The 25009-nt window shown below is 68.2% G+C and carries 23 protein-coding genes; 14 read left to right on the forward strand and 9 right to left on the reverse strand.

What is annotated here, in order from left to right:
* Positions 1–27: 27 nt before the first annotated feature.
* Positions 28–660 carry a TetR/AcrR family transcriptional regulator gene (locus NUG21_RS01480; RefSeq protein ID WP_019796467.1) on the forward strand — a complete coding sequence of 211 codons (633 nt, stop codon included), beginning with the start codon at positions 28–30 and terminating at the stop codon, positions 658–660.
* 33 nt (positions 661–693) lie between these two features.
* On the opposite strand, the gene NUG21_RS01485 is transcribed toward NUG21_RS01480, so the two are convergent.
* From NUG21_RS01485 to NUG21_RS01500, 4 genes are all read right to left on the reverse strand, one after another.
* Positions 694–1044 (reverse strand): VOC family protein, encoded by a 351-nt coding sequence (locus NUG21_RS01485; protein ID WP_263392078.1) that lies wholly within the window; start codon positions 1042–1044, stop codon positions 694–696.
* 314 nt (positions 1045–1358) lie between these two features.
* Positions 1359–1661, reverse strand: a complete 303-nt coding sequence (locus tag NUG21_RS01490; protein ID WP_263392079.1) for a TfoX/Sxy family protein — start codon at positions 1659–1661, stop codon at positions 1359–1361.
* Positions 1662–1963: 302 nt separating this feature from the next.
* A complete protein-coding gene (locus NUG21_RS01495; RefSeq protein ID WP_160946850.1) occupies positions 1964–2686 on the reverse strand; it encodes a helix-turn-helix domain-containing protein in 723 nt (240 codons plus the stop codon).
* Between the two features lie 112 nt (positions 2687–2798).
* Complete coding sequence (locus NUG21_RS01500) at positions 2799–3716, reverse strand: alpha/beta hydrolase (RefSeq protein WP_160946849.1); 918 nt, start codon at positions 3714–3716, stop codon at positions 2799–2801.
* Positions 3717–3808: 92 nt separating this feature from the next.
* Here NUG21_RS01500 and NUG21_RS01505 point away from each other — a divergent pair, with 92 nt between their 5' ends.
* A complete protein-coding gene (locus NUG21_RS01505; RefSeq protein WP_160946848.1) occupies positions 3809–4726 on the forward strand; it encodes a LysR family transcriptional regulator in 918 nt (305 codons plus the stop codon).
* Positions 4727–4762: 36 nt separating this feature from the next.
* Here NUG21_RS01505 and NUG21_RS01510 read toward each other — a convergent pair whose 3' ends face one another.
* Entirely contained in the window at positions 4763–5731 is a 969-nt protein-coding gene (locus tag NUG21_RS01510; RefSeq protein ID WP_160946847.1) for a LysR family transcriptional regulator, read from the reverse strand.
* A gap of 108 nt (positions 5732–5839) precedes the next feature.
* Between NUG21_RS01510 and aceB the strand changes: the two genes are divergently transcribed.
* The 4 genes from aceB (at position 5840) to NUG21_RS01530 (ending at position 12755) form a co-directional block, all read left to right on the forward strand.
* Positions 5840–7483: a malate synthase A gene (gene aceB, locus NUG21_RS01515; protein ID WP_242159140.1), complete on the forward strand. Its 1644-nt coding sequence runs from the start codon at positions 5840–5842 to the stop codon at positions 7481–7483.
* Between the two features lie 142 nt (positions 7484–7625).
* Positions 7626–8921: an isocitrate lyase gene (gene aceA / locus NUG21_RS01520; RefSeq protein ID WP_242081503.1), complete on the forward strand. Its 1296-nt coding sequence runs from the start codon at positions 7626–7628 to the stop codon at positions 8919–8921.
* 232 nt (positions 8922–9153) lie between these two features.
* On the forward strand, positions 9154–10197 hold the full coding sequence (locus NUG21_RS01525) for a GGDEF domain-containing protein (RefSeq protein ID WP_263392080.1): 1044 nt from the start codon (positions 9154–9156) through the stop codon (positions 10195–10197).
* Positions 10198–10226: 29 nt separating this feature from the next.
* Positions 10227–12755: a putative peptide modification system cyclase gene (locus NUG21_RS01530; protein WP_263392081.1), complete on the forward strand. Its 2529-nt coding sequence runs from the start codon at positions 10227–10229 to the stop codon at positions 12753–12755.
* Here the strand turns inward: NUG21_RS01530 and NUG21_RS01535 are convergent.
* Positions 12738–13055, reverse strand: coding sequence for an NHLP-related RiPP peptide (locus NUG21_RS01535; protein WP_160946842.1), 318 nt, complete (start codon positions 13053–13055; stop codon positions 12738–12740). The genes NUG21_RS01530 and NUG21_RS01535 overlap by 18 nt on opposite strands.
* A 118-nt stretch (positions 13056–13173) precedes the next feature.
* Between NUG21_RS01535 and NUG21_RS01540 the strand changes: the two genes are divergently transcribed.
* Positions 13174–14346 carry a putative peptide maturation dehydrogenase gene (locus NUG21_RS01540; protein WP_242159143.1) on the forward strand — a complete coding sequence of 391 codons (1173 nt, stop codon included), beginning with the start codon at positions 13174–13176 and terminating at the stop codon, positions 14344–14346.
* Between the two features lie 2 nt (positions 14347–14348).
* Here NUG21_RS01540 and NUG21_RS01545 read toward each other — a convergent pair whose 3' ends face one another.
* Together NUG21_RS01545 and NUG21_RS01550 are read right to left on the reverse strand one after the other, a co-directional pair.
* Positions 14349–14870 (reverse strand): cupin, encoded by a 522-nt coding sequence (locus NUG21_RS01545; protein ID WP_263392082.1) that lies wholly within the window; start codon positions 14868–14870, stop codon positions 14349–14351.
* A gap of 169 nt (positions 14871–15039) precedes the next feature.
* Positions 15040–16662 (reverse strand): SulP family inorganic anion transporter, encoded by a 1623-nt coding sequence (locus NUG21_RS01550; RefSeq protein ID WP_263392083.1) that lies wholly within the window; start codon positions 16660–16662, stop codon positions 15040–15042.
* 312 nt (positions 16663–16974) lie between these two features.
* Between NUG21_RS01550 and NUG21_RS01555 the strand changes: the two genes are divergently transcribed.
* The 4 genes from NUG21_RS01555 to NUG21_RS01570 all read left to right on the forward strand — a co-directional run bounded on the left by NUG21_RS01555 (position 16975) and on the right by NUG21_RS01570 (position 19854).
* Positions 16975–17397, forward strand: coding sequence for a hypothetical protein (locus tag NUG21_RS01555; RefSeq protein WP_263392084.1), 423 nt, complete (start codon positions 16975–16977; stop codon positions 17395–17397).
* A gap of 221 nt (positions 17398–17618) precedes the next feature.
* Positions 17619–17819 carry a hypothetical protein gene (locus NUG21_RS01560; protein WP_160946837.1) on the forward strand — a complete coding sequence of 67 codons (201 nt, stop codon included), beginning with the start codon at positions 17619–17621 and terminating at the stop codon, positions 17817–17819.
* A gap of 41 nt (positions 17820–17860) precedes the next feature.
* A complete protein-coding gene (locus tag NUG21_RS01565; protein WP_263392085.1) occupies positions 17861–18961 on the forward strand; it encodes a DUF3182 family protein in 1101 nt (366 codons plus the stop codon).
* Between the two features lie 2 nt (positions 18962–18963).
* Entirely contained in the window at positions 18964–19854 is an 891-nt protein-coding gene (locus NUG21_RS01570) for an alpha/beta hydrolase family protein (protein ID WP_263392086.1), read from the forward strand.
* Positions 19855–20109: 255 nt separating this feature from the next.
* Here the strand turns inward: NUG21_RS01570 and NUG21_RS01575 are convergent, their stop codons facing one another.
* Positions 20110–20427 (reverse strand): hypothetical protein, encoded by a 318-nt coding sequence (locus tag NUG21_RS01575; protein ID WP_317852474.1) that lies wholly within the window; start codon positions 20425–20427, stop codon positions 20110–20112.
* A gap of 310 nt (positions 20428–20737) precedes the next feature.
* On the opposite strand from NUG21_RS01575, the gene NUG21_RS01580 reads away from it, so the two are divergent.
* From NUG21_RS01580 to NUG21_RS01590, 3 genes are all read left to right on the forward strand, one after another.
* On the forward strand, positions 20738–21568 hold the full coding sequence (locus NUG21_RS01580; RefSeq protein WP_010343733.1) for a p-hydroxycinnamoyl CoA hydratase/lyase: 831 nt from the start codon (positions 20738–20740) through the stop codon (positions 21566–21568).
* Positions 21569–21649: 81 nt separating this feature from the next.
* The gene (locus NUG21_RS01585; RefSeq protein ID WP_263392087.1) at positions 21650–23515 is read left to right on the forward strand and encodes a feruloyl-CoA synthase; all 1866 of its coding nucleotides are present in this window, start codon (positions 21650–21652) and stop codon (positions 23513–23515) included.
* A 79-nt stretch (positions 23516–23594) separates the two neighbouring features.
* Positions 23595–25001: an alginate export family protein gene (locus NUG21_RS01590; protein ID WP_263392088.1), complete on the forward strand. Its 1407-nt coding sequence runs from the start codon at positions 23595–23597 to the stop codon at positions 24999–25001.
* The last annotated feature ends 8 nt before the right edge of the window (positions 25002–25009 follow it).

Here is a 25009-nt window from a genome sequence, read left to right on the forward strand (position 1 = left end):
GTAAACTGCGCGGTGTAACATGCGCCCATGGCTTCTCTTTCCACGCCCGCATCGGCACGGCTGACCGAGCGCAAGCGCCAGGCGATCCTGGAGGCGGCGATCGCCGAGTTCCGCGGCCATGGCTTCGAGGCCACCAGCATGGACCGCATCGCGGCCAGCGCCGGCGTGTCCAAGCGCACCGTCTACAACCATTTCCCCAGCAAGGACGCGCTGTTCGACGAGATCCTGGTGCAGCTCTGGCAGCGCAGCCTGGACACCGTCGGCGTGCCGTACGACCCGCAGCAGCCGCTGCGCGCGCAGTTGCTGCAGTTGCTGGAGCAGAAGCTGCGGTTGTTCGACGATCCGGCCTTTCTCGACTTGTCGCGGATGGCGATGGTCGAGGGCATGCGCGCCCCCGAGCGTGCGCGCGATCTGGTCGCGCGCCTGGGCAGCAAGGAGGAGGGCACCCTGGTGTGGCTGCGTGCGGCGCTGGCCGATGGGCGGCTCAGGCCCATGCAGCCGGAGTTCGCCGCGCAGCAACTGCAGGCGCTGATCAAGGGCCTGGCATTCTGGCCGCAGATGAGCATGGGCCAGCCGCCGCTCAGCCCTGAGCAGCAGGCCCAGGTCGCCGCGTCGGCGACGGACATGTTCCTGGGGCATTACGCGCGGGATCCGGACTAGCCCGTCCGCGTCACCGCGCGTGCGCCGCGGGTATCAGCCCTCGCACCACACCGCCAGTTCGTAGCCGTCGCGGTCGGCGAAGTGGAAGCGGCGTCCGCCGGGGAAGGCGAACACGGGGCGCACGATGCGGCCGCCAGCGGCCTCGATGCGCGCCTGGGTGGCGGCCAGGTCGTTGGAGGACAGCACCACCAGGGCGCCGCCGGGCTGTGGCGTGCCGTGGAAGAAGCCGCCGCTCAGGCGGCCGTCGCGGAACTCGCAGTAGTCCGGGCCGTAGTCCTGGAAGGTCCAGTCGAAGGCCTGGCCGTAGAAGGCTTTGGCCGCGGCGATCGAGGCGACGGCGAATTCGAGATAGTCGATGCGGTGATGCTGCTCGGCGCGGGACATGGGCGGCTCCTGTGGAAGAGCCGGCAGTGTCCTTCATTCGGGCGGCGCCGGCTTGGCGAAAACGGTCAGCGGGTTGGCCGTCGCGCTCGACGGTTCCGGGGTGGCGGTGCCCGCGCGTCGGTTGTATGCCACGCCGATCTTCCGCCGTGCGGTTCTTGCCGACTTCTAAAAGATCATGGCCTGGGAAATCCGGTCGTTTCGGTGGCTGATCTCGACGCACGGGTCGATGGCGGCCTGATCGGTGCGAGGTTGAACAGGGTCGACGCTGCGCCGGCGGCGATCGCGGTCGATTTGCACGAAGACCTGTACCGCCTTCACTTCGCCGGCAGCGTGCGCACGAAGGCGATGGCCTCGCGCAGCAGGCGCGCAGCGAGCGCGTCGCCGGCGAAGGTCTCCGGCGCGACCCGGACCCAGCCGGCCATCGCCCGGCCGCGCGACAGCATCGGCGCGATCCCGGGCAGCGCCAGCGCCCACGCGTCGTGACCCTTGCCGAGCCGCACCAGCACGCCGTCGTCGCGCGCGCCGCACAGCAGATGGCCGTGCAGCAGCCAGGCCCAGCCACCGAACATCGGTTTCTCGGTCAGCCCGCGCTGCGCGCCGAGTGTGTCGCGCAGCATGTGTTCCAAGCCTGCATCTCTGGCCATGTGTCACCTGGGTCTTCGCACCTGGCGGCACGTTAGCAAACGGCGCCACACCACAGCCTGCACTCGATGCAGCGCGGCGTCGGCGTGCAGGCGAGCCGGCCCGTATCACGCGTTTTTGCCGCAATCCAAGCGGATGCAGGTGCAGCGCCCTGTAGGAGCGGCTTCAGCCGCGACAGGCGGTCACGATAATGCCTGTCGCGGCTGAAGCCGCCCCTACAGCGGGCAACGCCGCGCCTTCCGTGGCTAGCAGCGGCGTACCGTTGTCGCAGACCCTGTCAGCGTGCGTGCCGCTGCACAAGTTCGCGCGGGCTCAGCCCGGTCAGTTGCCGGCTGTCGCGCACCAGATGCGGCGCGTCGCCATAGCCGGCCTCGAGCGCCGCCGCGGTCAGGCTGGGATGCCGGCCGGCCAGGCCCAGGAAGCGTTGCAGGCGCAGGATGCGCTCCAGGGTCTTGGCGCCGTAGCCGAACGCGTCATGGCTGCGCCGGCGCAGCGTGCGCTCGCTGACGCCCAGCGTGTTGGTCAGTGCAGCCAGTCGCGGTGGCGCGGTGCCGGCGAGCTGCGCGAACAGCCAGACCATTGCAGGATCGGCCTGCAGCGGCCGGCTCGCGCAAAGCGCGTGCAAGGCCGCCAGCGGATCGGCGGCATCCTCCAGACGCGACTGCCAGTCGCGGCCGCGCACGCCCCACAGCGCGTCCAGCGGCACGCGCTGGTCGGCGACGGCATGCAACGGCACGCCGAGCAGGCTGGTGCCGGCCCCGGCTGCCAGGCGTACGCCGGTGAGTACGCTGCCTGGCGCCAACATGGCCTCGGTGGCGCGCCGATCCGGTCCGGCCACGAACAGCGAGCGACCGTCCCAGATCAGGTCGACGCAGCCGTCGGGCAGCACCTGCGTGGCGGCAGCGTCGGCGTCGCCCTGACGGAATCGCCAACTGCAGCGCAGGCGGTCGCGCAGCGCCGCTGGCGCATCGCATTCGGCATAGCGGGAGGGCAGGGACATGCGGCGGCAAGGCGACGGGAGCAGCCGCCACGGTAGCAGGCCGCGTCGTCGCGCAGGCATGGCCGCGCCGGCGCGACGCGCGCTGCACCAGCACCGCCGCCGCGCCGGCGGATCAGACGCCGCTGCGTGGCGCCGGCGCCAGGTGCGCGACGAACCAGTCGCGTGCGGCGCCGCTGGAGACCTCGAACTGTTCGACGTACGGCACGAAGTGGCCGCCGCGCAGCATCAGCAACTGCTTCGGTTCCAGCGCCTGCGCGTAGGCTTGCAGTTGGAAGTCGGTGCCGGAGATGTAGTCGCGGTCGGCGACGATCATCAGCAACGGAGTCGGGCTGATCGCCGCGGCGAAGATCGCCGGCTCGTAGCCGCGGCTCCACTCCGCCGAGCGCAGGGTGGTCCAGTTGCGCCAGTTCGGTGCGATCGCACCGGCGCCCTCGAAGAAGGCGCGCGCGTCGTCGCTGGGAAAGAGCGCGTCCGCGGCACCGACCACGGCCTTGCGTGCGGGCTCGCCACCGCGCAACACCGACAGGCGATCCGCGGCGAACGCGGCCTGCAGGGCCTCGGCGCGCTCGTAGCTGCCGCGGCGCAGCCCGTTGCGATAGCCGGCCAGGCCGGGCACCTGCGCGACCACCGCCTTGACCCGCCGATCGGTGGCCGCGACCTGCATGGCGTGCGCGCCGCTGTAGCTGGTGCCCCACACGCCGAGGCGCATCGGGTCGATGCCGTCCAGGCTGCCGGCATAGGTGATGGCGTGGCGGCAATCCTCGATCTGGCGCCAGGGATCGATCTCCTGCCGTGGGGTGCCGTCGCTGTCGCCGAAGCCGCGGTGGTCGTACACCAGCACAGCCAGGCCGGCGGCGGCGAACACCTCGGCATAGCGATCCAGGTACGCCTCCTTGACCAGCGACCAGCCGTGCGCCATCACCACGATCGGCGCGGGCGTGGCGGTGGTTGGCGTGGGCCGGTACAGCCAGCCACGCAGGGTGACGCCGTCGGCGTCGAAGGCGATGTCGGCGCGGGAATGGGAATGCATCGGACAGGCTCCTGTGCAGGGCCGCGGTGCCGCGGCGGGGCACTCACCATGCACGCGCACCGCTGCAATCCGGCATTGCGTAAACTGCAACGATGCACGATTTCGAACGGATATTCGGCCAGTTGCAGGCGTTCCTAGACGTGGTCGAGGCGGGCAGCCTGTCCGCCGCGGCGCGTCATCGCGGCGTCGCCACGTCCTCGCTCAGTCGCAGCCTGGATGCGCTGGAAAAGGCGCTGGGCACGCAGCTGCTGATCCGTTCCAGCCGCAGCCTGAGCCTCACCGAGGCCGGACGCGTGCTGCAGGCGCGTGCCGCCGCGCTGCTCGGCGGCCTGGCCGAGACGCGCGCGGAACTGGCGCAGCTGCAGGGCGAGGTGGCAGGCACCTTGCGCTTGAGCTGCCTGCCGTCGTTCGGCCGCACGCAACTGATGCCGTTGCTGGCGGCGCTGTCGCGGCGGCACCCGCAGTTGCACGTCGACCTGGACCTGGTGGAGCGGTTCGACATCCCGCTGCGCAGGCGCCTGGATGCGGTGATCCGGCTCGGCCCGGACCCGGCGCCGGCCGGCGCGCTGCGGCTGGCCCCGTTGCGGCGGGTGGTCTGCGCCAGTCCCGCCTATCTGCATGGCGCCGGGCCGGTCGACCGCTTGCCGGCGCTGGCCACGCACGCGTTGCTGGACAAGCGCCACGACGACACGGTCATCAGTTGGCGGCATGTGCTCGGCGCGGACGTGGCGCTGCCGCCGCGACGGCTGCGCTGCGACGATCTGGAAACCCTGCGCCTGGCCGCGCTGGATGGCCTGGGCGTGGCCTGCCTGCCGACCTGGCTGGTCGGCGAGGACCTGCGCCGGCATCGCCTGCGTGCGCTGTTCCACGAGGCGGCGTTGCCGTCCGGGCCGCAGCAATGGCTGTGGCTGGTGCCGAGCCAGACGCCGCTGCCGGCGCGGGTGGCGCGATTGGCGCATGTGCTGCGGCAGGCGATCGGCCAGCCGCCGCACTGGGATCGCCCAGGCTGAGTGGCGCGATGTCGGCGGCGGCGTGCGCCGCCGCGCTCAGCGCTCCGACGGCCCGCTCTCGTCGTAGCCGCGCGGGGTGAACAGGTCCGGCTGGATCAGTTCGATGAAGGCGCGTGCCTGCGGCGACAGGTACTTGCCCTTGCGCACCACCACGCCATAGCTGCGCGCCGGGAAGTAGTCGCCCAGCGCGCGGGTGGCCAGGCGCGCGCGGTCGGCGTCGGTGAGGCAGATCGAACTGACGATGGACACGCCCATGCCCATCGCCACGTACTGCTTGATCACCTCCCAGCCGCCCACTTCCAGGGCGACGGTGTAGGGCACGCGCGCCTGCTGGAACACCAGGTCGACCAGGCGGTAGGTGACCTGGCGCCGCGGCGGCAGGATCAGCGGGTAGGGCGACAGGTCTTCCAGCGCCAGCGTCGGCTTGCGGGCCAGCGGGTGGTCGTGCGGGGCGATCAGCAGCTGTTCGAAGCGGTACACCGGGGCGTAGCTGAGGTCGGCCGGCACGTCGAGCATGGAGCCGACCGCCAGGTCCACCGCGTCCTCGCGCAGCAGATCGGTGCCGTCGGCGCTGATCGCGTTGTGCAGGGTCAGCCGCACCTGTGGGTGGCGGGCACGGAAGGCTTCCACGATCTTCGGCAGCAGATAGAGGATGGTGGAACTGTTGGCGGCCACGTTGAGCTCGCCGGCGTCCAGCCCGCGCGCCTTCTCGCGGAAGTCCGCCTCCAGCCGGTCCAGGCTCTCCACCAGCGGCTGTGCCATCTCGTACAGCAACTGGCCCTCGCGGCTGGGCACCAGGCGGCGGCCGCTGCGCTCGAACAGCACCACTCCCAGCTCCCGTTCCAGCGCCTGCAACTGCAGGGTCACCGCCGGCTGGCTGACGAACAAGGCCTCCGCCGCCCGCGACACCGCCCCCAGGCGCACCGTCTGGCAGAACGCGCGCAGGGGTTTGAGCCGGTCGGATTTGTAAGGAAATCGAGGGGTTGCAGCGCTGCCCGTGGCCATGACGTGACGGATATAAGGCTGACTTATATAAAGCATTGACAAAACTGCTTTGTCAAATACATGCGGTGGCAGCACGGTGGAGCCCCGGAAACATCGAGGAATCCCCACATGTCCGCCCCCGCTTTCGCTGCCGTTCCCGACCCGTCCACGCGCTCCACGCCGGGCATCGCGCTCACCGCCTCGCTGGCCGGCCAGGACGCCCTGCTGCCGCCGCCGCTGCTCGGCCTGCTGGTGTCGCTGCACCGGGCGATCGAGCCGGAGCGCCAGGCGCGGCTGGCGGCGCGGCGCGAGCGCCAGGCCTTCTTCGACGCGGGCGGCCTGCCGGACTTCCGCGACGACACCCGCGCGATCCGCGAGGGCGACTGGCAGGTGGCGCCGCTGCCCGAGGCGCTGCAGGACCGCCGGGTCGAGATCACCGGCCCGACCGATCCGAAGATGGTCATCAATGCGCTGAACTCCGGCGCCAAGGTGTACATGGCCGACTTCGAGGACTCGACCGCGCCGACCTGGCGCAACCTGGTCGCGGGCCAGCGCGCCCTGGCCGAGGCGGTGGCCGGGACCCTGACCTTCACCGCGCCGGCCGCGCGCGACGGCACCCCGGGCAAGCGCTACGCGCTGCGCCCCTACGAGGAACAGGCGGTGCTGATCGTGCGCCCGCGCGGCTGGCACCTGGACGAGAAGCACGTGCTGGTCGACGGGCAGCCGCTGGCCGGCGGCCTGTTCGACGCGGCGCTGTTCGCCTTCCACAACGGCCGCGCGCTGCAGGCCAAGGACCGCGGCCCGTACCTGTACCTGCCCAAGCTGCAGTCGATGGAGGAGGCGGCGCTGTGGGAAACCGCGCTGGCCCACATCGAGGACATGCTCGGCCTGCCGCAGGGCCAGATCAAGGTCACCGTGCTGATCGAGACGCTGCCGGCGGTGTTCGAGATGGACGAGATCCTGCACGCGCTGCGCGGGCGCATCGTCGGCCTGAACTGCGGCCGCTGGGACTACATCTTTTCCTACCTGAAGACCTTCCGCCGGCATCCGGACCGGGTGCTGCCCGAGCGCGGCCAGGTGACCATGACCCAGCCGTTCCTGAAGGCCTACTCGGAACTGCTGATCCGCACCTGCCACCGCCGCGGCGCGCACGCGATGGGTGGCATGGCCGCGCAGATCCCGATCAGCCACGACGAGGCGGCCAACGAGCAGGCGATGGCGCGGGTGCGCGCGGACAAGCTGCGCGAAGTCACCGCCGGCCACGACGGCACCTGGGTGGCGCACCCGGCGCTGATCCCGATCGCCCGCGCCGTGTTCGACGAGCACATGCGCACGCCCAACCAGCACGCGGTGCGCCGCGAGGACGTGCAGGCCGACCGCGACACGCTGATCGCCCCGTCCGCCGGCACCATCACCCGCGCCGGCTTCGAGGGCAACATCGAAGTGTGCGTGCGCTACCTGGCGGCGTGGCTGGACGGCAACGGCTGCGTGCCGATCCACCACCTGATGGAGGACGCCGCCACCGCCGAGATCAGCCGCAGCCAGCTGTGGCAGTGGCTGCACGTGGGCGGCCTGCACCTGGACGACGGCACCGCCATCGACTTCGCCCTGTTCGACGCCTGCCTGCGGCAACTGCCGGCGCGGCTGGGCGAGCGCGCGCTGCTGCCGGGCGGGGCACGCGTGGACGAGGCCATCGCGCTGCTCGACCGGCTGACCCGCGACGAAGAACTGGCCGACTTCCTGACCTTGCCGGCCTATCAGTTGATTGATTGATGGGAAGCCGGGATTGGGGAATCGGGATTGGGGATTCGTGAAAGCGATGTCCCTGTCTCTGACCCCTTCCGTGCCTGGCAAGCCTTTAGCCAACCACCGCCCCACCGTTTCATCGCTGCATCCATTTCGAGGAGAACGCCAGATGAGCACCACGCTGCAGACCGCCGAACAGATCCAGCGCGACTGGGACACCGATCCGCGCTGGGCCGGGATTACCCGCAACTACACCGCCGCCGACGTGGTGCGCCTGCGCGGCACGGTGCACGTGGAGCATTCGCTGGCCCGGCTCGGTGCCGAGAAACTGTGGAAGTACCTGCACGAGAAGGACTTCGTCAACGCGCTGGGCGCGCTGACCGGCAACCAGGCGATGCAGCAGGTCAAGGCCGGGCTCAACGCCATCTACCTGTCCGGCTGGCAGGTGGCCGCCGACGCCAACCTGGCCGGGCAGATGTACCCGGATCAGTCGCTGTACCCGGCCGACTCGGTGCCGGCGGTGGTCAAGCGCATCAACAACACGCTGCTGCGTGCCGACCAATTGCACCACGCCGAGGGCAAGGACGAGATCGACTTCCTGCAGCCGATCGTGGCCGACGCCGAGGCCGGCTTCGGCGGCGTGCTCAACGCCTTCGAGCTGATGAAGGCGATGATCGAGGCCGGCGCCGCCGGCGTGCACTTCGAGGACCAACTGGCCTCGGTGAAGAAGTGCGGGCACATGGGCGGCAAGGTGCTGGTGCCGACCCGCGAGGCGATCGAGAAGTTGAACGCTGCGCGCCTGGCCGCCGACGTGATGGGCGTGCCGACCCTGCTGGTGGCGCGTACCGATGCCGAGGCCGCCGACCTGGTGACCAGCGACATCGACGCCAACGACCGCCCGTTCACCACCGGCGAGCGCACCGTCGAAGGCTTCTTCCGCACCCGCAAGGGCCTGGACCAGGCGATCAGCCGCGGCCTGGCGTATGCGCCCTACGCCGACCTGATCTGGTGCGAAACCGGCAAGCCGGACCTGGAGTTCGCGCGCAAGTTCGCCGAGGCCATCCATGCCAAGTTCCCCGGCAAGCTGCTGGCCTACAACTGCTCGCCCAGCTTCAACTGGAAGAAGAACCTGGACGACGCCACCATCGCCAAGTTCCAGCGCGAGATCGCCAGCTACGGCTACAAGTTCCAGTTCATCACCCTGGCCGGCTTCCACGCGCTGAACTACTCGATGTTCAATCTGGCGCACGGCTATGCGCGCCGGCAGATGAGCGCCTTCGTCGAGTTGCAGGAAGCCGAGTTCGCTGCCGCCGACCGTGGCTTCACCGCGGTCAAGCACCAGCGCGAGGTCGGCACCGGCTATTTCGATGCGGTGACCCAGGCGATCCAGCAGGGCCAGTCCTCGACCACCGCACTGACCGGCTCGACCGAGGAAGAGCAGTTCCATGGCGAGAAAGCGGCCTGACCTGCAGCCAGCCGCCTTCGATCGCCCCTCCCTGGCAGGAGGTGGGAAGCCCGGGTTCGCCCGGGCTTTTTTTTACGCGCTTTGCTGCCAAGGCGAGGCGGTGTCTACCGTGTGCGACAGCTTGCGTTATCGTCTCTCCGGGCGTGAGATTGGCTGTGAAGCGTATCGTGAGTGCCGCGTGTAGGTGCTATGCTCCGCGGACAGGGGCAGCGACGTCACATGAGGGGGCCGGATGAGCTGCGACAGCGCCGCATCCACCGCACGCGGCACAATTTCCAACGCTGCGGTCTCTCCGAAGCCGAACGAGCTGGCGGTGCTGACCGCGGCGGAATTGCGCCTGTTTTCCGAATTCGGCCGCGCCCGTACGGTGCGCGCCGGCGAGGTGCTGTTCCGCCGCGGCGACGGCGGCAGCGCCATGTTCGTGATCACCAGTGGCGTGATCGATCTGGATTTCGGCGAGGACCTGGTGGTGAAGCATCTCGGCCACGGCGAATTCTTCGGCGAACTGGGCCTGCTGATCGGCAACCACATGCGCAGCGCCGACGCCATCGCCGCCAGCGACGGCGCGCTGGTGGAACTGGACCACGACGACTTCCAGCGCCTGGTCGAGCGCGACCCGGGCGTGGTCGCCTACTTCCTCCGCCGCACCATCGTGCGCGTGGTGATGAACGAGCAGACCCTGATCCGCCAACTGCGCCGGCGCAATCGCGACCTGGAAGCGGCGCTGGACAACCTCTACGCCACCACCCACCAGTTGACCCAGACCGAAGAGCTGGTGCGCACCGACGAACTCACCGGCCTGCACAACCGCCGCGGGCTGATCCTGCGCCTGCAGGAATGTCGCCGCGACGGCCGCTCGCCCGGCCCGGGCCTGCTGCTGATCGACTGCGACCGCTTCAAGCACATCAACGATGCGCACGGCCACCTGGTTGGGGACCGCGTGCTGCAGAACGTCGCCAACATCCTGCGTTCGGTGGCCGGGCCGGACGACATCGCCTGCCGCCTGGGCGGCGACGAGTTCTGCCTGCTGGTGGCCGCCGGCAACGTCGAAGACCTGCGCCGCATCGGCGAGTTCGTGCTCGCCACCGTGCAGAACCTGCTGGGCGTGCCGCACCCGGCGCCGCACATCTGCCCGGTCAGCATCGGCATCAGCCGGGTCGACCCGCATTCGGACTGGAACGACTGGTACGCCAACGCCGACGCGGCGTTGTACGAGGCCAAACGCCAGGGCGGCAACCGGCTGTACTGGCACGACCTCGCCTCCGCCAACTGCTGAGCCACGCCCGCGTCCGCCGAGCCGCCGCCATGACCGACGTCCCCGCACCGCCGTCCGAGGTCCCGCAGCTCCGCACCCTGCTGCTGACCGACCTGTGCGACTCGGTGGCGCTGGTGGAAAAGCTCGGCGACGCCAACGCGGCCGAACTCTTCAAGCGCCACGACTCGCTGGTGCTGGAACTGCAGCAACGCTGGCGCGGTCGCCTGATCGATCGCTCCGACGGCCTGCTGCTGCTGTTCGAACGGCCCATCGACGGCCTCGGCTTCGCCCTGGACTACAGCCGCGGCCTCCGCGACCTGGGCGCGCAGCGCAAGCTCGACCTGAAGGTGCGCGCCGGCCTGCACGTCGGCGAAGTGCTGACCTGGCGCAACAGCGACGCCGCGGTGCAGGTGGGCGCCAAGCCGCTGGAAGTGGAAGGCCTGGCCAAGCCGACCGCGGCGCGGCTGATGACCCTGGCCCGGCCCGGGCAGATCCTGCTCTCGGCGGTGGCCGAATCGCTGACCCACCGCGCCGCGCGCGAATTGGGCGAGCGCGGCGAACGCCTGCTGTGGAAGTCGCACGGCCGCTGGCGCTTCAAGGGCGTGCCGACGCCGCTGGAGATCTACGAAGTCGGCGAGATCGGCCACACCCCGCTGCGCGCGCCCAAGCCCACGCCCAAGGCCTGGCGCGACATCCCGCTGTGGCGCCGGCCGGCGGCGCTGGCGGCGGAAGCGGCGCTGATCGCCGCGTTCGCGGTCGGCGCCTGGTTCGTCACCCGCCCGCAGCCGGCCATCGCCTTCGCCGAGCGCGACTGGGTCGTGGTGGGGGATTTGCGGAATCTCACTGGCAATCAGGTACTTGACGAATCGCTGGACCAAGCGTTCCGGATCAGCCTTGAACAGTCCCGTTACGTGAATCTGCTGAGTGACCTCAAGGTACGGGACACCTTGGTGCGGATGCAGCGTAGCCCCGACAGTCGTATTGATCGCGCCACCGCGTCGGAAATTGCTCAGCGCGACGGAGCAAAAGCCGTCCTCTTGCCGACGGTCGCTGAGGTAGGGCGGCGATTGAGGGTAAGCGTCGACGTCGTCGATCCTACAAGCGGTGCAACGGTCCTCGCGCTGTCGAAAGACGGAAAAGGGTTGGATTCAGCCTTGGCGTCGATCGACGACGTCACCGCCCAGTTGCGCGACCAGTTGGGCGAAGCCATGGATTCCATTGCCCAGAGCGCACAGCCCTTGCCACAGGTCACCACCCCCAGCATCGATGCGCTGCGAGCGTACTCACTGGGTGTCGAGGCCTACGCCCGAAAAGAAAACGACTCGGCACTTGAATATTTTAATCGGGCTTTGGAGCTCGACAAAGATTTTGCCCTGGCTCATGCCGCTATCATGCGGATATATGTGAGCCGTGCTGCACCCGCGTTAGCCGAATCGCACCTTTCTGCGGCATTGAGCCACTTGGAACGGCTCCCAAAGCGAGATCAGCTCTATCTCTTGGCGTGGAAATCTCAATACTTTCCACAGAAGGGAGATGATCCCGCACGCAGGTGGAAGCTTCTGGCGCAGCTGTATCCAGATTATTATGCGGGCGCTGCTAATTACGCCTGGATTTCAATGGAGAATGGCGACTATCCAGAGGCCATTAAATATTTGAAATCGGCTGTCGTGGCAAACAATCCACTACGAGGCTATGCTCTCGATCAATTGGCGAGAGCGGAGCTTGCGCAGGGCAGATACCAAGAGTCCTTCGAGTACTTTCGACAATCGGAGGAGGAGTTCGGCGCATCCCCTGGTCTGGGAAGCGCGCTCGCACTGGCTGCATCCGGCGATCTTCTGGCGGCTCAACGTCTCATCGATCATCGTGTGGAAGGCAACGGGTATCAAGCTAGGCCGGCGGACATCATTACACGCATTGCCGTTCTTGCTCAGAGCGGCAATCTGGTGGAAGCCGCGTCCCTGGCGGATCAGGAGGCCAGGCAGGCCAAGCCAGAGTCTGAACTGCTGTACCATGACTTCAAGTTGATCGCCTTGTCTTTGCGCGCAACGGAAATGCAAGATGCCGATTTGCAGAGTGAGCTTCTAAAGTGCGCGAGCGAGCTATCAAAAAGTGTATCTGCAAAGCCAAGTGTTGAAAGGTCTGACTACGCGGCCTTGGCACTTGCTTCAGTGTATCTGCTGCAACGTGCCGGTCTAAAAAAGCTTCCAAATGAATTGCAAGGCCTCGTTCGCATGGCTGAGCGTTCTAGCGATGCGACAGCCAGTAGAATGGCTGGTCTGATCAGGGCAAAGCAACTGTTGCAAGAGGGAAATCCCCGATTGGCCGTCACTTTGCTTCAATCGCAAATGAATGGAAAAGAGCTGTTCCAGTCCAGGATTGTCATGAGAGATGCATTGGATCGTATTGGAGATTCTGAGGCGGTTCTTGCGCAGGATCGTGCGATCGCGGCCGCCCGTGGGCAGGGGTACGCGGAAGTTGCGGGTAGCTCTATTTTTCAGCCCCTTAATGTCGCAGATGCTGCTGCAGCAATGCGAAGAATTAAGGGGCTGAACCTCGATCGGTCAACTGCTCGTCTTTAGGTAGTTTTCAACCTTGTTTGCTTCGAAGCAATGCGGGTTGTGGAACGCCGTGTCGGAAACGAGGTAGGACAGAAGTTGCTCTCTTGCAGCGATCAGCTCCTCCTTGGATGCCATTATTCCGACTTCCAGGCAGCTTGTGTCGGCATCGGCGTCCAAAATGATGCCGATGGACGCGAGTGCAGCGACAGGGTCGCTTTGGAATGCGGCGCGGAAGGCGTCGTCGTTAATAAGAGCGTCAAGTAGCGCTGCTGCACTAACCGGATCCAGGGGAGAGGGGTGCGGGGGCTGATTATTTGCCATGACCAGTTTGCTCTGATTGTGAGATTAGGGCTTGGATTTGACCAGGTTTGCGGTGCAACGGAGTGCATATCGGCAGAAAGCCGGTAAAGTTTAGCCCCGAGGTTGCAATGAGGATGGTATGAAGCTGCGTCGCTGCGGAGTTGTATTTTTTGAGCCAAGGGAATCGGTTGGCTTCGACTTGATGTCACTGCTTGCTGGCGCAGCTGGCCTTAGTCGTCAAACCCGTTGGCTCGCGCTGGCTCCTCATCTGGACGATGAGGTCGAAGTGGATCAGGGCGAGCGGGAGGTCTTGGGCGCTGTCAGCCCAAGCAACTGGATCGACATGGCATCCGTTGTTGGGTACGGCGTAAGCTTAATTGATGGACTTTTGGAAAAAGGTCTACTGATAGGCGATACAAGCGCGCACAGCGCAATGCGCGAGCGCGATGACACTGTGCGCTCGGCGTATTGGTGGCCTGCAGCGGCGATGCTACACAAGTTTTGTCGCTGGAAGGATCTTGATAGCGTTGCTTCCATGGAGGCCAACAAGTTGACCACGGCGCCTGAGCTGCGCGACAAACTCGGTCCGCCGCCTCCCGAGGTCATCTCAAGATCGCGCTTGGGAGACGATATTGAGCTCCCCAGGCTCGCGGTCGACGAGTACGAAAAGCTGATGGCGTCGAGGACGACGTGCAGAAATTTCGATCAAGAGCGACATCTTCCGGTCGATCTCTTTTCGCGAATGATGCAGCGAGTGGTGATGGCGCAATCCGTTGTCCGCCTACAGGACGATACGGCGTTTCTAAAAAAGAATGTTCCTTCGGCCGGTGGACTGCATCCGACAGAGGTATATCTGGTAGTCCAACGGGTGGAGGGCATTGCGCCCGGTCTCTATCATTATCACCCCGTGAACCATGCCTTGGAACTGATTTCTGTCCCGTCGGCCGGTTTGGCTGACTTGGCGAGGAAGATGTTGGCGGGCCAGCATTGGTTTGCGGATGCGCATGTGCAACTCATTCTGGCCCCGCGCTATGCGCGTAGCTTTTGGAAGTACCGGCTTCATTCGAAAGCCTACCGCGCGGTGACGCTCGACGTCGGCCATATCTCCCAGGCGATTTATTCAAGTGCTACCCAACTCGGGCTCGGTGCTTTTGTCACGTCGGCCATAAACGACGTCAATATTGAGAATGCGTTTGGTCTCGACCCTTTGCTGGAGGGGCCGCTCGCCATCTGCGGCTTTGGTTGGAGGTCGAAATCGATGGTGACGACAGAGTTTGACCCCCTCAATGAGGTGTGGTCGGGCCAACGGTAAGCTTAGCCAGGGCGACCAGTTTGCGGATTTGCCTGCTTCTGCCAATACGTCAGCAACGGCCCCTCCGCCCCGAGCAGCGGATCGCTCTGCGGAAACGGCACGTTGGCGATCCGTTGCAGCCTCTCGGCGCTGGGCGGTTCCCGGCAGATATCCCAGTCCTGCCCGTCGGGATAAGCACCGACCACCAGGAAGTCGGTGCTGGCGGAGAGCCGGCAATGGCCGGTACCGGCCGGCAGCAGCAGGGCGTCGCCGGCCGCGAGCGCAACCTCGATGCCGCCCGGGCCGCCGAGCAGCACGCGGGCGCTGCCGCGCGCGACACCCAGCACCTCGTGGGCGGTGGAATGGTAGTGGTGATAGTCGTAGATGCCGTCGCGCCATTGCGGCGGCCAGCCGTGCGCCGCGAAGCGGCGTTCGAACCCATCGGCGTCGAGGGCGCCGACACATTGCCGGTAGTGCAGCACCGGCAGGAACGGGTGGTTGGGCACCCAATCGTGTGGCGGCAATTGCCAGTGGTCCAGTGACATCGGCGGATCTCCTGCGTGGCCGTTAGCAGTTCGATGCTAATCGGCCGATGTCGTCGCCGTGTCACCGAGGGGAGGCGAGCGGCGGCGATCGCGCGGCGGCCTACGGATCGCGTGGTGGCCAATGCCATGCGCGGTGTCGCCGCAGCGTCGAGACTATCCCGCCCATGCCTCAGTGCAGAGGCACGTGCTCCACGTCGCCCCGATGATGGGTGCCCAGTCGACCGACCATCGCCGCACTGCCTGGGTTCAGTCCCACCACGTGGACCTGGGCGCCGTGGCGGCGGAATTTCAGCACCACCTGGTCCAGCGCGCCGATGGCGCTGATGTCCCAGACATGCGCATGGCTCAGATCCACGGTGACCCGCGCTGGCGCATGGGCGAAGTCGAAGGCGCCGGCGAAGCTGCCGGCCGAGGCGAAGAACAACTGGCCGCGGATGCGGTAGGTGTGGCCGCCGTCCGCGTCCTCGCTCCGCTCGATGTCGAGCATGCGCCCGACCTTGCGCGCGAAGAACAGCGCCGACAGCAGCACGCCGGTGAGGACGCCGCGCGCCAGATCGTGGGTGGCCACGGTCACCGCGACGGTGCCGAGCATCACCACGCTGGAGCTGGCCGGGTGGGTGCGCAACTGCGCCAGCGAGCGCCAGCTGAAGGTGCCGACCGAGACCATGATCATCACCGCCACCAGCGCAGCCATCGGGATCTGCCGCACCCAGGCGCCGGCAAACACCACCAGCAGCAACAGCACGCTGCCGGCGACCAGTGCGGACAGGCGGCCGCGCCCGCCGGACTTCACGTTGATCACCGACTGCCCGATCATCGCGCAGCCGGCCATGCCGCCGAACAGGCCGCTGACGATGTTGGCCACGCCCTGGCCCACGCATTCGCGGTTCTTGTCGCTGGGCGTATCGGTCATGTCGTCGACGATCTGCGCGGTCATCATCGACTCTAGCAGGCCGACCACCGCCATCGTCGCCGCGACCGGGAACACGATCCGCAGCGTCTCCAGCGTCCACGGCACCGCCGGCAACAGCAGGCTGGGCAGGCGGTCGGGCAGTTGCCCCTTGTCGCCGACGGTGGGCACGTAGATGCCGAAATACAGCGCCAGCCCGGTCAGCAGCACGATCGTCACCAACGGTGGCGGCACGGCCAGGCCGCGCGTCCAGCGGTGCCCGAGCACCAACGCCACCGCGCCACCCACTGCCACCGGCAGCAGCGTCCACGGCGCCATGCTGCCCGCCGTCAATGCCGCGCCCAGCACCAGCAGCCACAGGCCGATGCCGGGGAAGCTGCGCCGCGACAGCCAGGGCAGGCCGTAGATCAGCAGCAAGCCCAGCGCCACCAACGGATACACCGGCGCCGGCACGCCGATCAGTTCGGGCAGTTGCGCCATGAAGATCAGGATCGCCAGGGCGTTGACGAAACCGGTGATCACCGAGCGCGAAACGAAGCGCATCAGCGCGCCGAGCTTGAACAGCCCGGCCAGGATCTGCAGCACGCCGGTCAGCAGCGTGGCCGCCAGCAGGTAGGGCAGGCCGTGCTGCTTGACCAGGCCGATCATCAGCAACGCCATCGCGCCGGTGGCGGCGGAGATCATGCCGGGGCGTCCACCGGCGAAGGCGATGGTCACGCAGATGCAGAAGGCGGCATAGAGGCCGATCTTGGGGTCGACCCCGGCGATGATCGAGAACGCGATCGCCTCGGGAATCAGCGCCAGTGCCACCACCAGGCCGGCGAGCACGTCGCCACGGAGATTGCCGCACCATGACTGGCGCAGGGAAGAGGAAAACTTCAAGGTGAACGCTCCTGACACCACCCTGTCGCAGGGCAGTGCTCGCTAGATGCAAGGGAAAACCAGCAACCTGCGGCCTGCCGTCGAGGGCGGACCGATGCATGTCGCGGGTGTCAGGGTGGCGTCATGGGAGAGCGTGGAGAGCAGGCGCGCGCCGGCGGGGCGCGGTGCGCAAGTATACGCGATGCCTCTCCAGGGACCCAGCCGCGTCGCGCGCCGTGTGATTGGGTGCATGTCGAGGCCGCCGCCCGACTCACGTTGCGCTCACTTTCGCCGCGCAGAATGTGCGGATCGCAACGCCGTATGGAGCCGGCCATGCAGGATCTCCGCATCGATCATGTCGATGGCGCCTTGTCCGCCCTGGACCAGGCCGACCCGCAGTACAAGGCGGCGTTGTGGCAATGGGCGTGCCTGGAAATGCTGCACGAGACGCTCAGCGCCATGCATCAACTCTCGCACCGTGTCGGCGTGGCCGAATTGGTCGCCGATGCCTGGCTGGCGCCGGTCGACGTCATCGCGCCGGAGCAGCCGTTCCTGGAGCGCGCCATGCTGGCCGATCCGCGTGTGCCGGCCTTCGCGCTGGCGCTGAATGCGGCCGCGTCGCGGCAATCGCGCGCCGACCTGTGGCGCAGCGGCTACGCCAGTGCGGTGCAGGCCACCTTGCAGGGGATGCAGGCGCTGGCCGGCAAGCACCGCATCGACGCGCGGCTGCCCGCACATGCCGTGGCGACTGCCTGAGCACTGTGCACAGCGCCCCCTGAGCGCGTTGCTGCGCGTCCGGTCGGCAGTGATCCCGCCACGGGCGTTATGCGCACGCAGTGATGCGTCCCCGCCGCAAACGTCGGCCGCGGGCAGCGGACCGTAGTGCCCTTCGGCTTCGTGATGCCGGTCGTCGCGCATGACGCGCGCACGACATTGCGTTCACCCCCGTGCGACGGTCTGCGCGACAGCCTGGGTCCATGCGCCACGACGACCGCCATCCTGCGGCTCCCCCTTCCGGCTCTGCGCCGCCGCGCCGCCGCGCCCGCGATGCCAGCGGCACCTCAGAAGCCGCGGCCTGGTGGCGGCAACTGCGCGGCAGCCGCTGGCTCGGTGCGATTGCAGTGGTGGTGTTGCTGGCGTTGGTGGTCGTGCTGCTGCTGCGCTGGTACGGGACATGAGCGAGGCGGCGCGTCATCCGGCTCCCCACGGAGCCTCGCGCATGGCCGGACCTGCCGCTTATGCCAATGTGCGCGCCTGCCACGTACGCGACGCGGCGTCCGGCGGCCACGAGGTGGCCACGCATGCCTGGGTCGTCGCGGAAGTGGCGCGGCTGATGCGCCTGCCGCTGCACGAGGATCCCTGCGCCGCCGGGACGTGCGCGTTCTGCGTGCCCGATGACACCCTCACCGCCGCCCAGGCCCAGCAGCTCGGCGTGCACGCGGTGGACGATCTGCTTGGCGGCGTGGTGCCGTATGCCTTCGTCGCCACCAAGGCGATCAGCCATCCGCTGGTCGATGCCAATGCGCAGGCACCGGACGGGTGGCAGCCGGACCTGGGGATGGCGCTGGCGGACATGACGCTGCCCGGCTACACCGCCTTCAGCGCAGGCGACGCGCGGCGCTCGTTTGCGCGCCTGCATGCCGGTGGCCCGGTGCGACTGAAGCTGCCGCACGGCGTCGGTGGGCTGGGGCAGGTGCTGCTTGGCGACGCGCAGACGCTGGACGCGGCACTGGCGACCCTGCCCGCGCACGAGCTGCGCCAGCATGGCGTGGTGCTGGAACGGCATGTGCACCAGCCGACCACCTTCAGCGTCGGCGAAACCCACTGCGCCGGCGTGACCATCGCCTATTGGGGCACGCAATCGGTCACCCGCGACGGCAGCGGCCGCGAGGCGTATGGCGGCTCGGAACTGCACGTGATCCGCGGCACCCTCGATACCCTGCTGGAGCAACCATTGCCGCCACGCCAGCGCACCGCGGTGATGAAGGCGCGCGACTACGACCGGCTGGTGGCCGCGGCCTATTCCGGGTTCTATGCGTCGCGGCGCAACTACGACGTGATCGAGGGCCTCTTGACGGACGGCAGCGTTGCCTGCGGCGTGCTCGAGCAGTCCTGGCGTGTCGGCGGCGCCACGCCGGCCGAATTGGCCGCGGTCGCCGCGTTCCAGCAATCGCCGACGTTGCAGCGCGTGATCGCCGCCACCGTCGAGCGCTACGGCGCGCATCCGCCGCCGCCCCCCGGGGCGCAGGTCTACTACGTCGGCGAGGAGCCGCGCACCGGCCTGTTGACCAAGTACCGCTACATGCGCAGTGTGGCCTGACCATGGAAGCGGAACTGTCCAGCATCGACATCCCGGTCGACGGCGCGGCGCTCAGCGGCACCTTGCTGACGCCGACCAGCCGCCTGCCCGGCGTGCTGTTCGTACACGGTTGGGGCGGCAACCAGCACCACAACCTGGTGCGCGCGCGCGAGGCGGCGGGCCTGGGCTGCGTGTGCCTGACCTTCGACCTGCGCGGGCACGAAGGCCTGGCCTCGATGCGCGAAACGGTCACGCGCGCGCAGAACCTGGACGACATCAAGGCCGCCTACGATCGCCTGGCGGCGTCGCCGCAGGTGGATCCGGAGGCGATCGCGGTGGTGGGGCTGAGCTACGGCGGCTATCTGGCCGCGTTGCTGACCCTGGAGCGGCCGGTGGAATGGCTGGCGCTGCGCTCGCCGGCGCTGTACAAGGACGCGCACTGGGACGGGCCGAAGGTCGCGCTGAACCGCGATCCGGACCTGATGCCCTATCGCAACCGCGTCGTGGCGCCGGCGGACAACTGCGCCCTGGCGGCCTGCCAGCGTTACCGTGGCGACGTGCTGCTGGTAGAGGCCGAACGCGACGTGATCGTGCCAATGCAGGTGCTGCGCAACTATGCGGCCGCCTTTTCCAACGCGCGCTCGCTGACCACGCGCACGATCGCCGGCGCCGATCATGCGCTGACCGAAAAGGCGCACCAGGCCGCGTACACGCGCTACCTGATCGACTGGTTGACCGACATGGTGATCGGGCGTCGCGTGGCCCTGGCCAGCGACGTGGTCGAACAGCGCAAGCAGCGGCTCAAGCGCAGCGAGGGCGAGGCGGCGACGGCCCCGGGCAAGGGGTCGAACGCGTTCCACGGGCGCCTGGAGGCGAAGGAGCACAGCGCGTCGCCGCCCACGTCGTCGCGTTGAGCCGCATGCAGCGTGGGGGAGCGCGCGACAGCAAACCCGCGGCGCAGGGCCGCGGTGTGCCATGCACGCGATGGTGTGCTGTCCTGGTGTCGCCGCCACGCCGGTACGCGGCGCCTTGCGGGCGCCTCCAGTAACGACCGAAGACTCGTCGCAGGAGCGGCTTCAGCCGCGACAGGCATTCTCGGTAACGCCCGTCGCGGCTGACGCCGCTCCTATGCGGGCCACGACGAGATGCCCCGCTGCGCGAGGCGCTCCTCAGTGACAACGCCCCGAATGTGCCAGATGCTGCCACGCGTGCCGCACCAGCCAGCGCGCCTCGTCCCATGGCACCGACAGCATCGGCGCGCACTGGTGATAGGCGTCCTGCAGCACCCGGTATAGCTGCGCCTCGCTGGCGCGCGGGTAGGCCAGGTACACGTCGTAGCCGATCTTCAGCAACTGCGCGTAGTCGGCGAAGCCTTGGTGACCGAGGCGGCCCTCGGCATGGGCCTGACGCCAATACGCCATCTCGGAGTCCAGATCGACAGTGCGGTGTGGCTGGACAGGCTGGGCAAGTGCGGAGGCGGTGTGCATGGACATCACTCCGGTGGTGGCGATCCCCTGTGCCGCCGATCCTAGCCGATGAACCAGGGCTGACCGTGAGGGATGCGTTTGGCGGGCGTGAAGCGCGGCCAGGTTGGCCTGCCGCGCGCAGCGTATTGGAATTGCCCGCACGCCGGGTCGCAGCATCGCGTGATTGCAGAGGCAGCCCGCCGTGGCCGACGCAGACCTGTCACGGCGCCCGAGCATGCTGCACTGCAGCTTGCGCCGAAATAATGATGATCTATAACTATTATCAGTCCTAAGTGATCCGCTCCTCCCCCCTCCCCATGCAGGCCTATCCATGAGCAGCTACCAAGACCGCTGGCAGACCGTCCAGGTCGAGATCGACGCAGGCATCGCCTGGGTCACCCTGAACCGTCCGGACAAGCGCAACGCGATGAGCCCCACGCTCAACCGCGAGATGATCGACGTGCTGGAAACGCTGGAACTGGACAGCGACGCCGAGGTGCTGGTGCTGACCGGCGCCGGCGAATCCTGGTCGGCCGGCATGGACCTGAAGGAATACTTCCGCGAGACCGACGGCAAGGAAGAGATCGTGCAGGAGCGCATGCGCCGCGACTGCTCGCAGTGGCAGTGGCGCCTGCTGCGCTTCTACAGCAAGCCGACCATCGCCGCGGTCAATGGCTGGTGCTTCGGCGGCGCATTCTCGCCGCTGGTGGCCTGCGACCTGGCCATCGCCGCCGACGAGGCGGTATTCGGGCTGTCGGAGATCAACTGGGGCATCCCGCCGGGCAACCTGGTCAGCAAGGCGGTCGCCGACACCATGGGCCACCGCAACGCCATGCTGTACATCATGACCGGGCGTACCTTCACCGGCACCGAGGCGGCGCAGATGGGCCTGGTCAACGCCAGCGTGCCGCGCGCGCAGCTGCGCGCCGAGGTGACCAAGCTGGCGCAGGAGCTGCAGCAGAAGAACCCGGTGGTGCTGCGCTTCGCCAAGCACGGCTTCAAGCGCTGCCGCGAACTGACCTGGGAGCAGAACGAGGACTACCTGTACGCCAAGGTCGACCAGTCCAATCACCGCGATCCCGAGAAGGGCCGGCAACAAGGCCTGAAGCAATTCCTGGACGACAAAACCATCAAGCCCGGTCTGCAGACCTACAAGCGCTGACCCGTCGCGTCGCCTGCGGCCCGCGGGGGCCGTGGCGGCGCTGCCGCACGCCGTGCCGTCTCTCTCCTCCGGATGGTTCCGATGAATGCCGCTGAGTCCGTTGCCACCGCCGTGCGCTACCGTCCTGTCGGACTGAGCCACGCCGATACCGAGGTCCACCGCGATGCCGACGGCGTGCTGCGCCTGCGCGCACGCGAACCGCTGGCGCCGCTGCCACGGCACCTGCTGCAACGCCTGCAGCACTGGGCGCTGCACACCCCCGATGCGACCTTCGTGGCGCAGCGCGACGAAGAGGGGCAGTGGCGACGCCTGAGCTACGCGCAGATGCTCGAGCGCACCCGCCGCATCGCCGCGCACCTGCTGGACATGGGGCTGTCGGCGCAACGGCCGCTGGCGATCCTGTCCGGCAACGATCTGGAGCACCTGCAGCTCGCGTTCGCAGCGATGTACGCCGGCATCCCGTACTGCCCGGTGTCGCCGGGCTATGCGCTGCTGTCGCGCGATTACGCCAAGCTGCGGCATGTGGCCGAGGTGTTGCGCCCGGGGCTGCTGTTCGCCAGCGACGGCGACGCGTTCGCCCCGGCGATCGCTGCCGTGTTCCCCGCCGATGTACCGGCAGTGTGCGTGCGCGGCACCCTGCGCGATCGCGCCTGCCTGCGCTTCGAGGAGTTGCTGGCGCCGCGCGCGCTGGACGCCGCCGATGCCGCCTTCGCCGCCTGCGGCCCGGACAGCATCGCCAAGTTCCTGTTCACCTCCGGCTCCACCCTGCTGCCCAAGGCGGTGATCACCACCCAGCGCATGCTGTGCGCGAACCAGCAGATGCTGCTGCAGACCTTCCCGGTGCTCGGGCAGACGCCGGTGCTGGTCGACTGGCTGCCGTGGAACCACACCTTCGGCGGCAGCCACAACATCGGCATCGCCCTGTACAACGGCGGCAGCTTCTATCTGGACGACGGCAAGCCGACCCCGGCGCTGTTCCAGCAGACCCTGCGCAACCTGCGCGAGATCGCGCCCACCGTGTACCTGAGCGTGCCGCGCGGCTGGGAACAGCTGGCGCAGGCGCTGGAACAGGATGCGGCGCTGCGCGAGACCTTCCTGTCGCGCATGCGCATGTTCTTCTTCGCCGCCGCGGCATTGTCGCAGGAGGTCTGGGACCGCCTGGAGCGCATCGCCGAGGCGCATTGCGGCGAGCGCATCCGCATGCTCGCCGGCCTGGGCATGACCGAGTGCGCGCCCTCGTGCACCTTCACCCACGGCACCAGCAACACGCCTGGCGACGTTGGCGTGCCGGCGCCGGGCTGCGAGGTCAAGCTGGTGCCGGTCGGCGACAAGCTGGAGGCGCGCTTCCGCGGGCCGCACGTGATGCCGGGCTACTGGAACGCGCCGCAGCAGACCGCCGAGGCCTTCGACGAGGAGGGCTTCTACCGCTCCGGCGATGCGCTCAAGCCAATCGATCCGCAGCATCCCGAGCGCGGACTGTTGTTCGACGGGCGCCTGGCCGAGGATTTCAAGCTGTCCTCCGGCGTGTTCGTCAGCGTCGGCCCGCTGCGCACGCGCGTGCTGATGGAAGGCGCCGCCTACGTGCAGGACGTGGTGGTGACCGGCGCCGACCGCGACGCCATCGGCCTGCTGCTGTTCCCGCGGCTGGACGCACTGCAGGCGTTGTCGGGGCTGCCGGCCCAGGCCGAGGCGGCGCAGGTGCTGCAGGCGCCGCCGGTGCGCGCCTGGCTGCAGCGCCTGCTCGACACGCTCAACCGCAGCGCCACCGGCAGCGCCAGCCATGTCGCATGCGCGGCCTGGCTGGAACAGCCGCCGAGCCTGGAGACCGGCGAGATCACCGACAAGGGCTCGATCAACCAGCGCAACGTGCTGCGTGCGCGTGCGGCGCTGGTCGAACAGCTCTACGCCGGGACCGCGCCGGGCGCGGTGGCGGCGTCGCCGTCATGACCGGGCCACCCGACCGCGCCACCGGCTAGCCGGATCGCGCTTCTTCGCACCACTGGCTTCGAGACTTGGGAGGGAATCGATGACTGTGCCTCTTGCGCGCGCGCGGCGTGCGCCCCGTGCCGTGTGCCTGGCAATGTTGTGCAGCGTCGGCTGCGGCCAGGCCGATGCAGAAAACAACGGCCCGCAGGGCAAGTTGCTGGCCGATCAGGAAGACTATTCGGCGCTGGCCGCGCACCCGCGCCAGGGTTGGGAGAAGTGGAAGTACATCCCGCTCGGCGATGGCTGGCTCAGTCTCGGCGGCGAGAGCCGCACGCTGTACGACTATCGCGAGCATGCCGGCTTCGGCCGCTTCGCCACCGATCCGCACGGCTACGCGCAGCAGCGCCTGCGGCTGTGGGCCGACTACCGGCCCTCGGCGTATGTGCGTCTGTTCGGCGAACTGGCCGACAGCCGCGTGGCCGGCCTGCAGACGCGGCCGGTGCAGGCCACCGACCGCAATCCGCTGGACCTGGCGCAGGGCTTCGTCGAACTGTCCGACGGGCAGAAGGAACCCGCCTGGCGCCTGCGCGCCGGCCGCCAGCAGATCGCCTACGGCTGGCAGCGCCTGCTCGACCCGCGCGATCCGGCCAATTCGCGCATGCCGTTCGATGCGGTGCGCCTGCTGACCCGGCAGCCGCGCTGGAGCGGCGGCCTGCTGTGGGGGCGCCCGGTGCTGACCCGTACCGGCAGTTTCGACGACCGCACCAACCGTGACCAGCGCCTGTGGGGTGCACATGCCGAAGTGCCGTTGTCGCCCAGCCAGCCGAAGGCGGCGCTGCTGGAGACGCTGTACCTGGACACCGTGCAGGACGGGCGCCGCTATGGCGGGGTGGTCGGCGAGGAGCATCGGCACACCCTGTCCACGCGCCTGAGCGGTGCGGTGCAGGGCTGGGACTACGACCTGGAACTGATCGGCCAGCGTGGCCATTTCGCCGGCCAGCGCGTGCGCGCCTGGCAGGGCACGCTGTTCGGCGGCTACACCTTCGCCAAGACCGCGTGGACGCCGCGCCTGGGCTGGCGCATGGAGGCGTCCTCCGGCGACCGCGATCCGCGCGATGGCGAACTGAACACCTTCAACGGCCTGTACGCGCGCGCCTCGGTGTTCGACGGCAGCATGATCAGCAGCAACGTGCGCGCCATCGGCCCCGAGCTGGTGCTGCGTCCCAGCGAACGGCTGTGGATCGACATGTACGTGCTCAAGCTGCAGCGGCAGAGCCTGCACGACGGCGTGTACGCGGCCGGCTGGCGGGTGCTGCAGCCGGGCGACGCCAACGATGCGCGCGACATCGGCACGCGCTCGGTGCTGTGGGTGAAGTACCGCTTCAACGCCTTCGCCAGCCTGGACGTGTACGCCCACTACACCCAGGCCGGGCCGTTCCTGCGCGAGGGACCGGTCCGCGGCCGCGACTACTTCTACATCGCCCCCTTCCTGACCCTGCGCTTCTGAGCCGGAGC

It is taken from the genome of Xanthomonas sp. CFBP 8445 (assembly GCF_025666235.1).
In the GTDB taxonomy this organism is placed as follows: domain Bacteria; phylum Pseudomonadota; class Gammaproteobacteria; order Xanthomonadales; family Xanthomonadaceae; genus Xanthomonas_A; species Xanthomonas_A indica.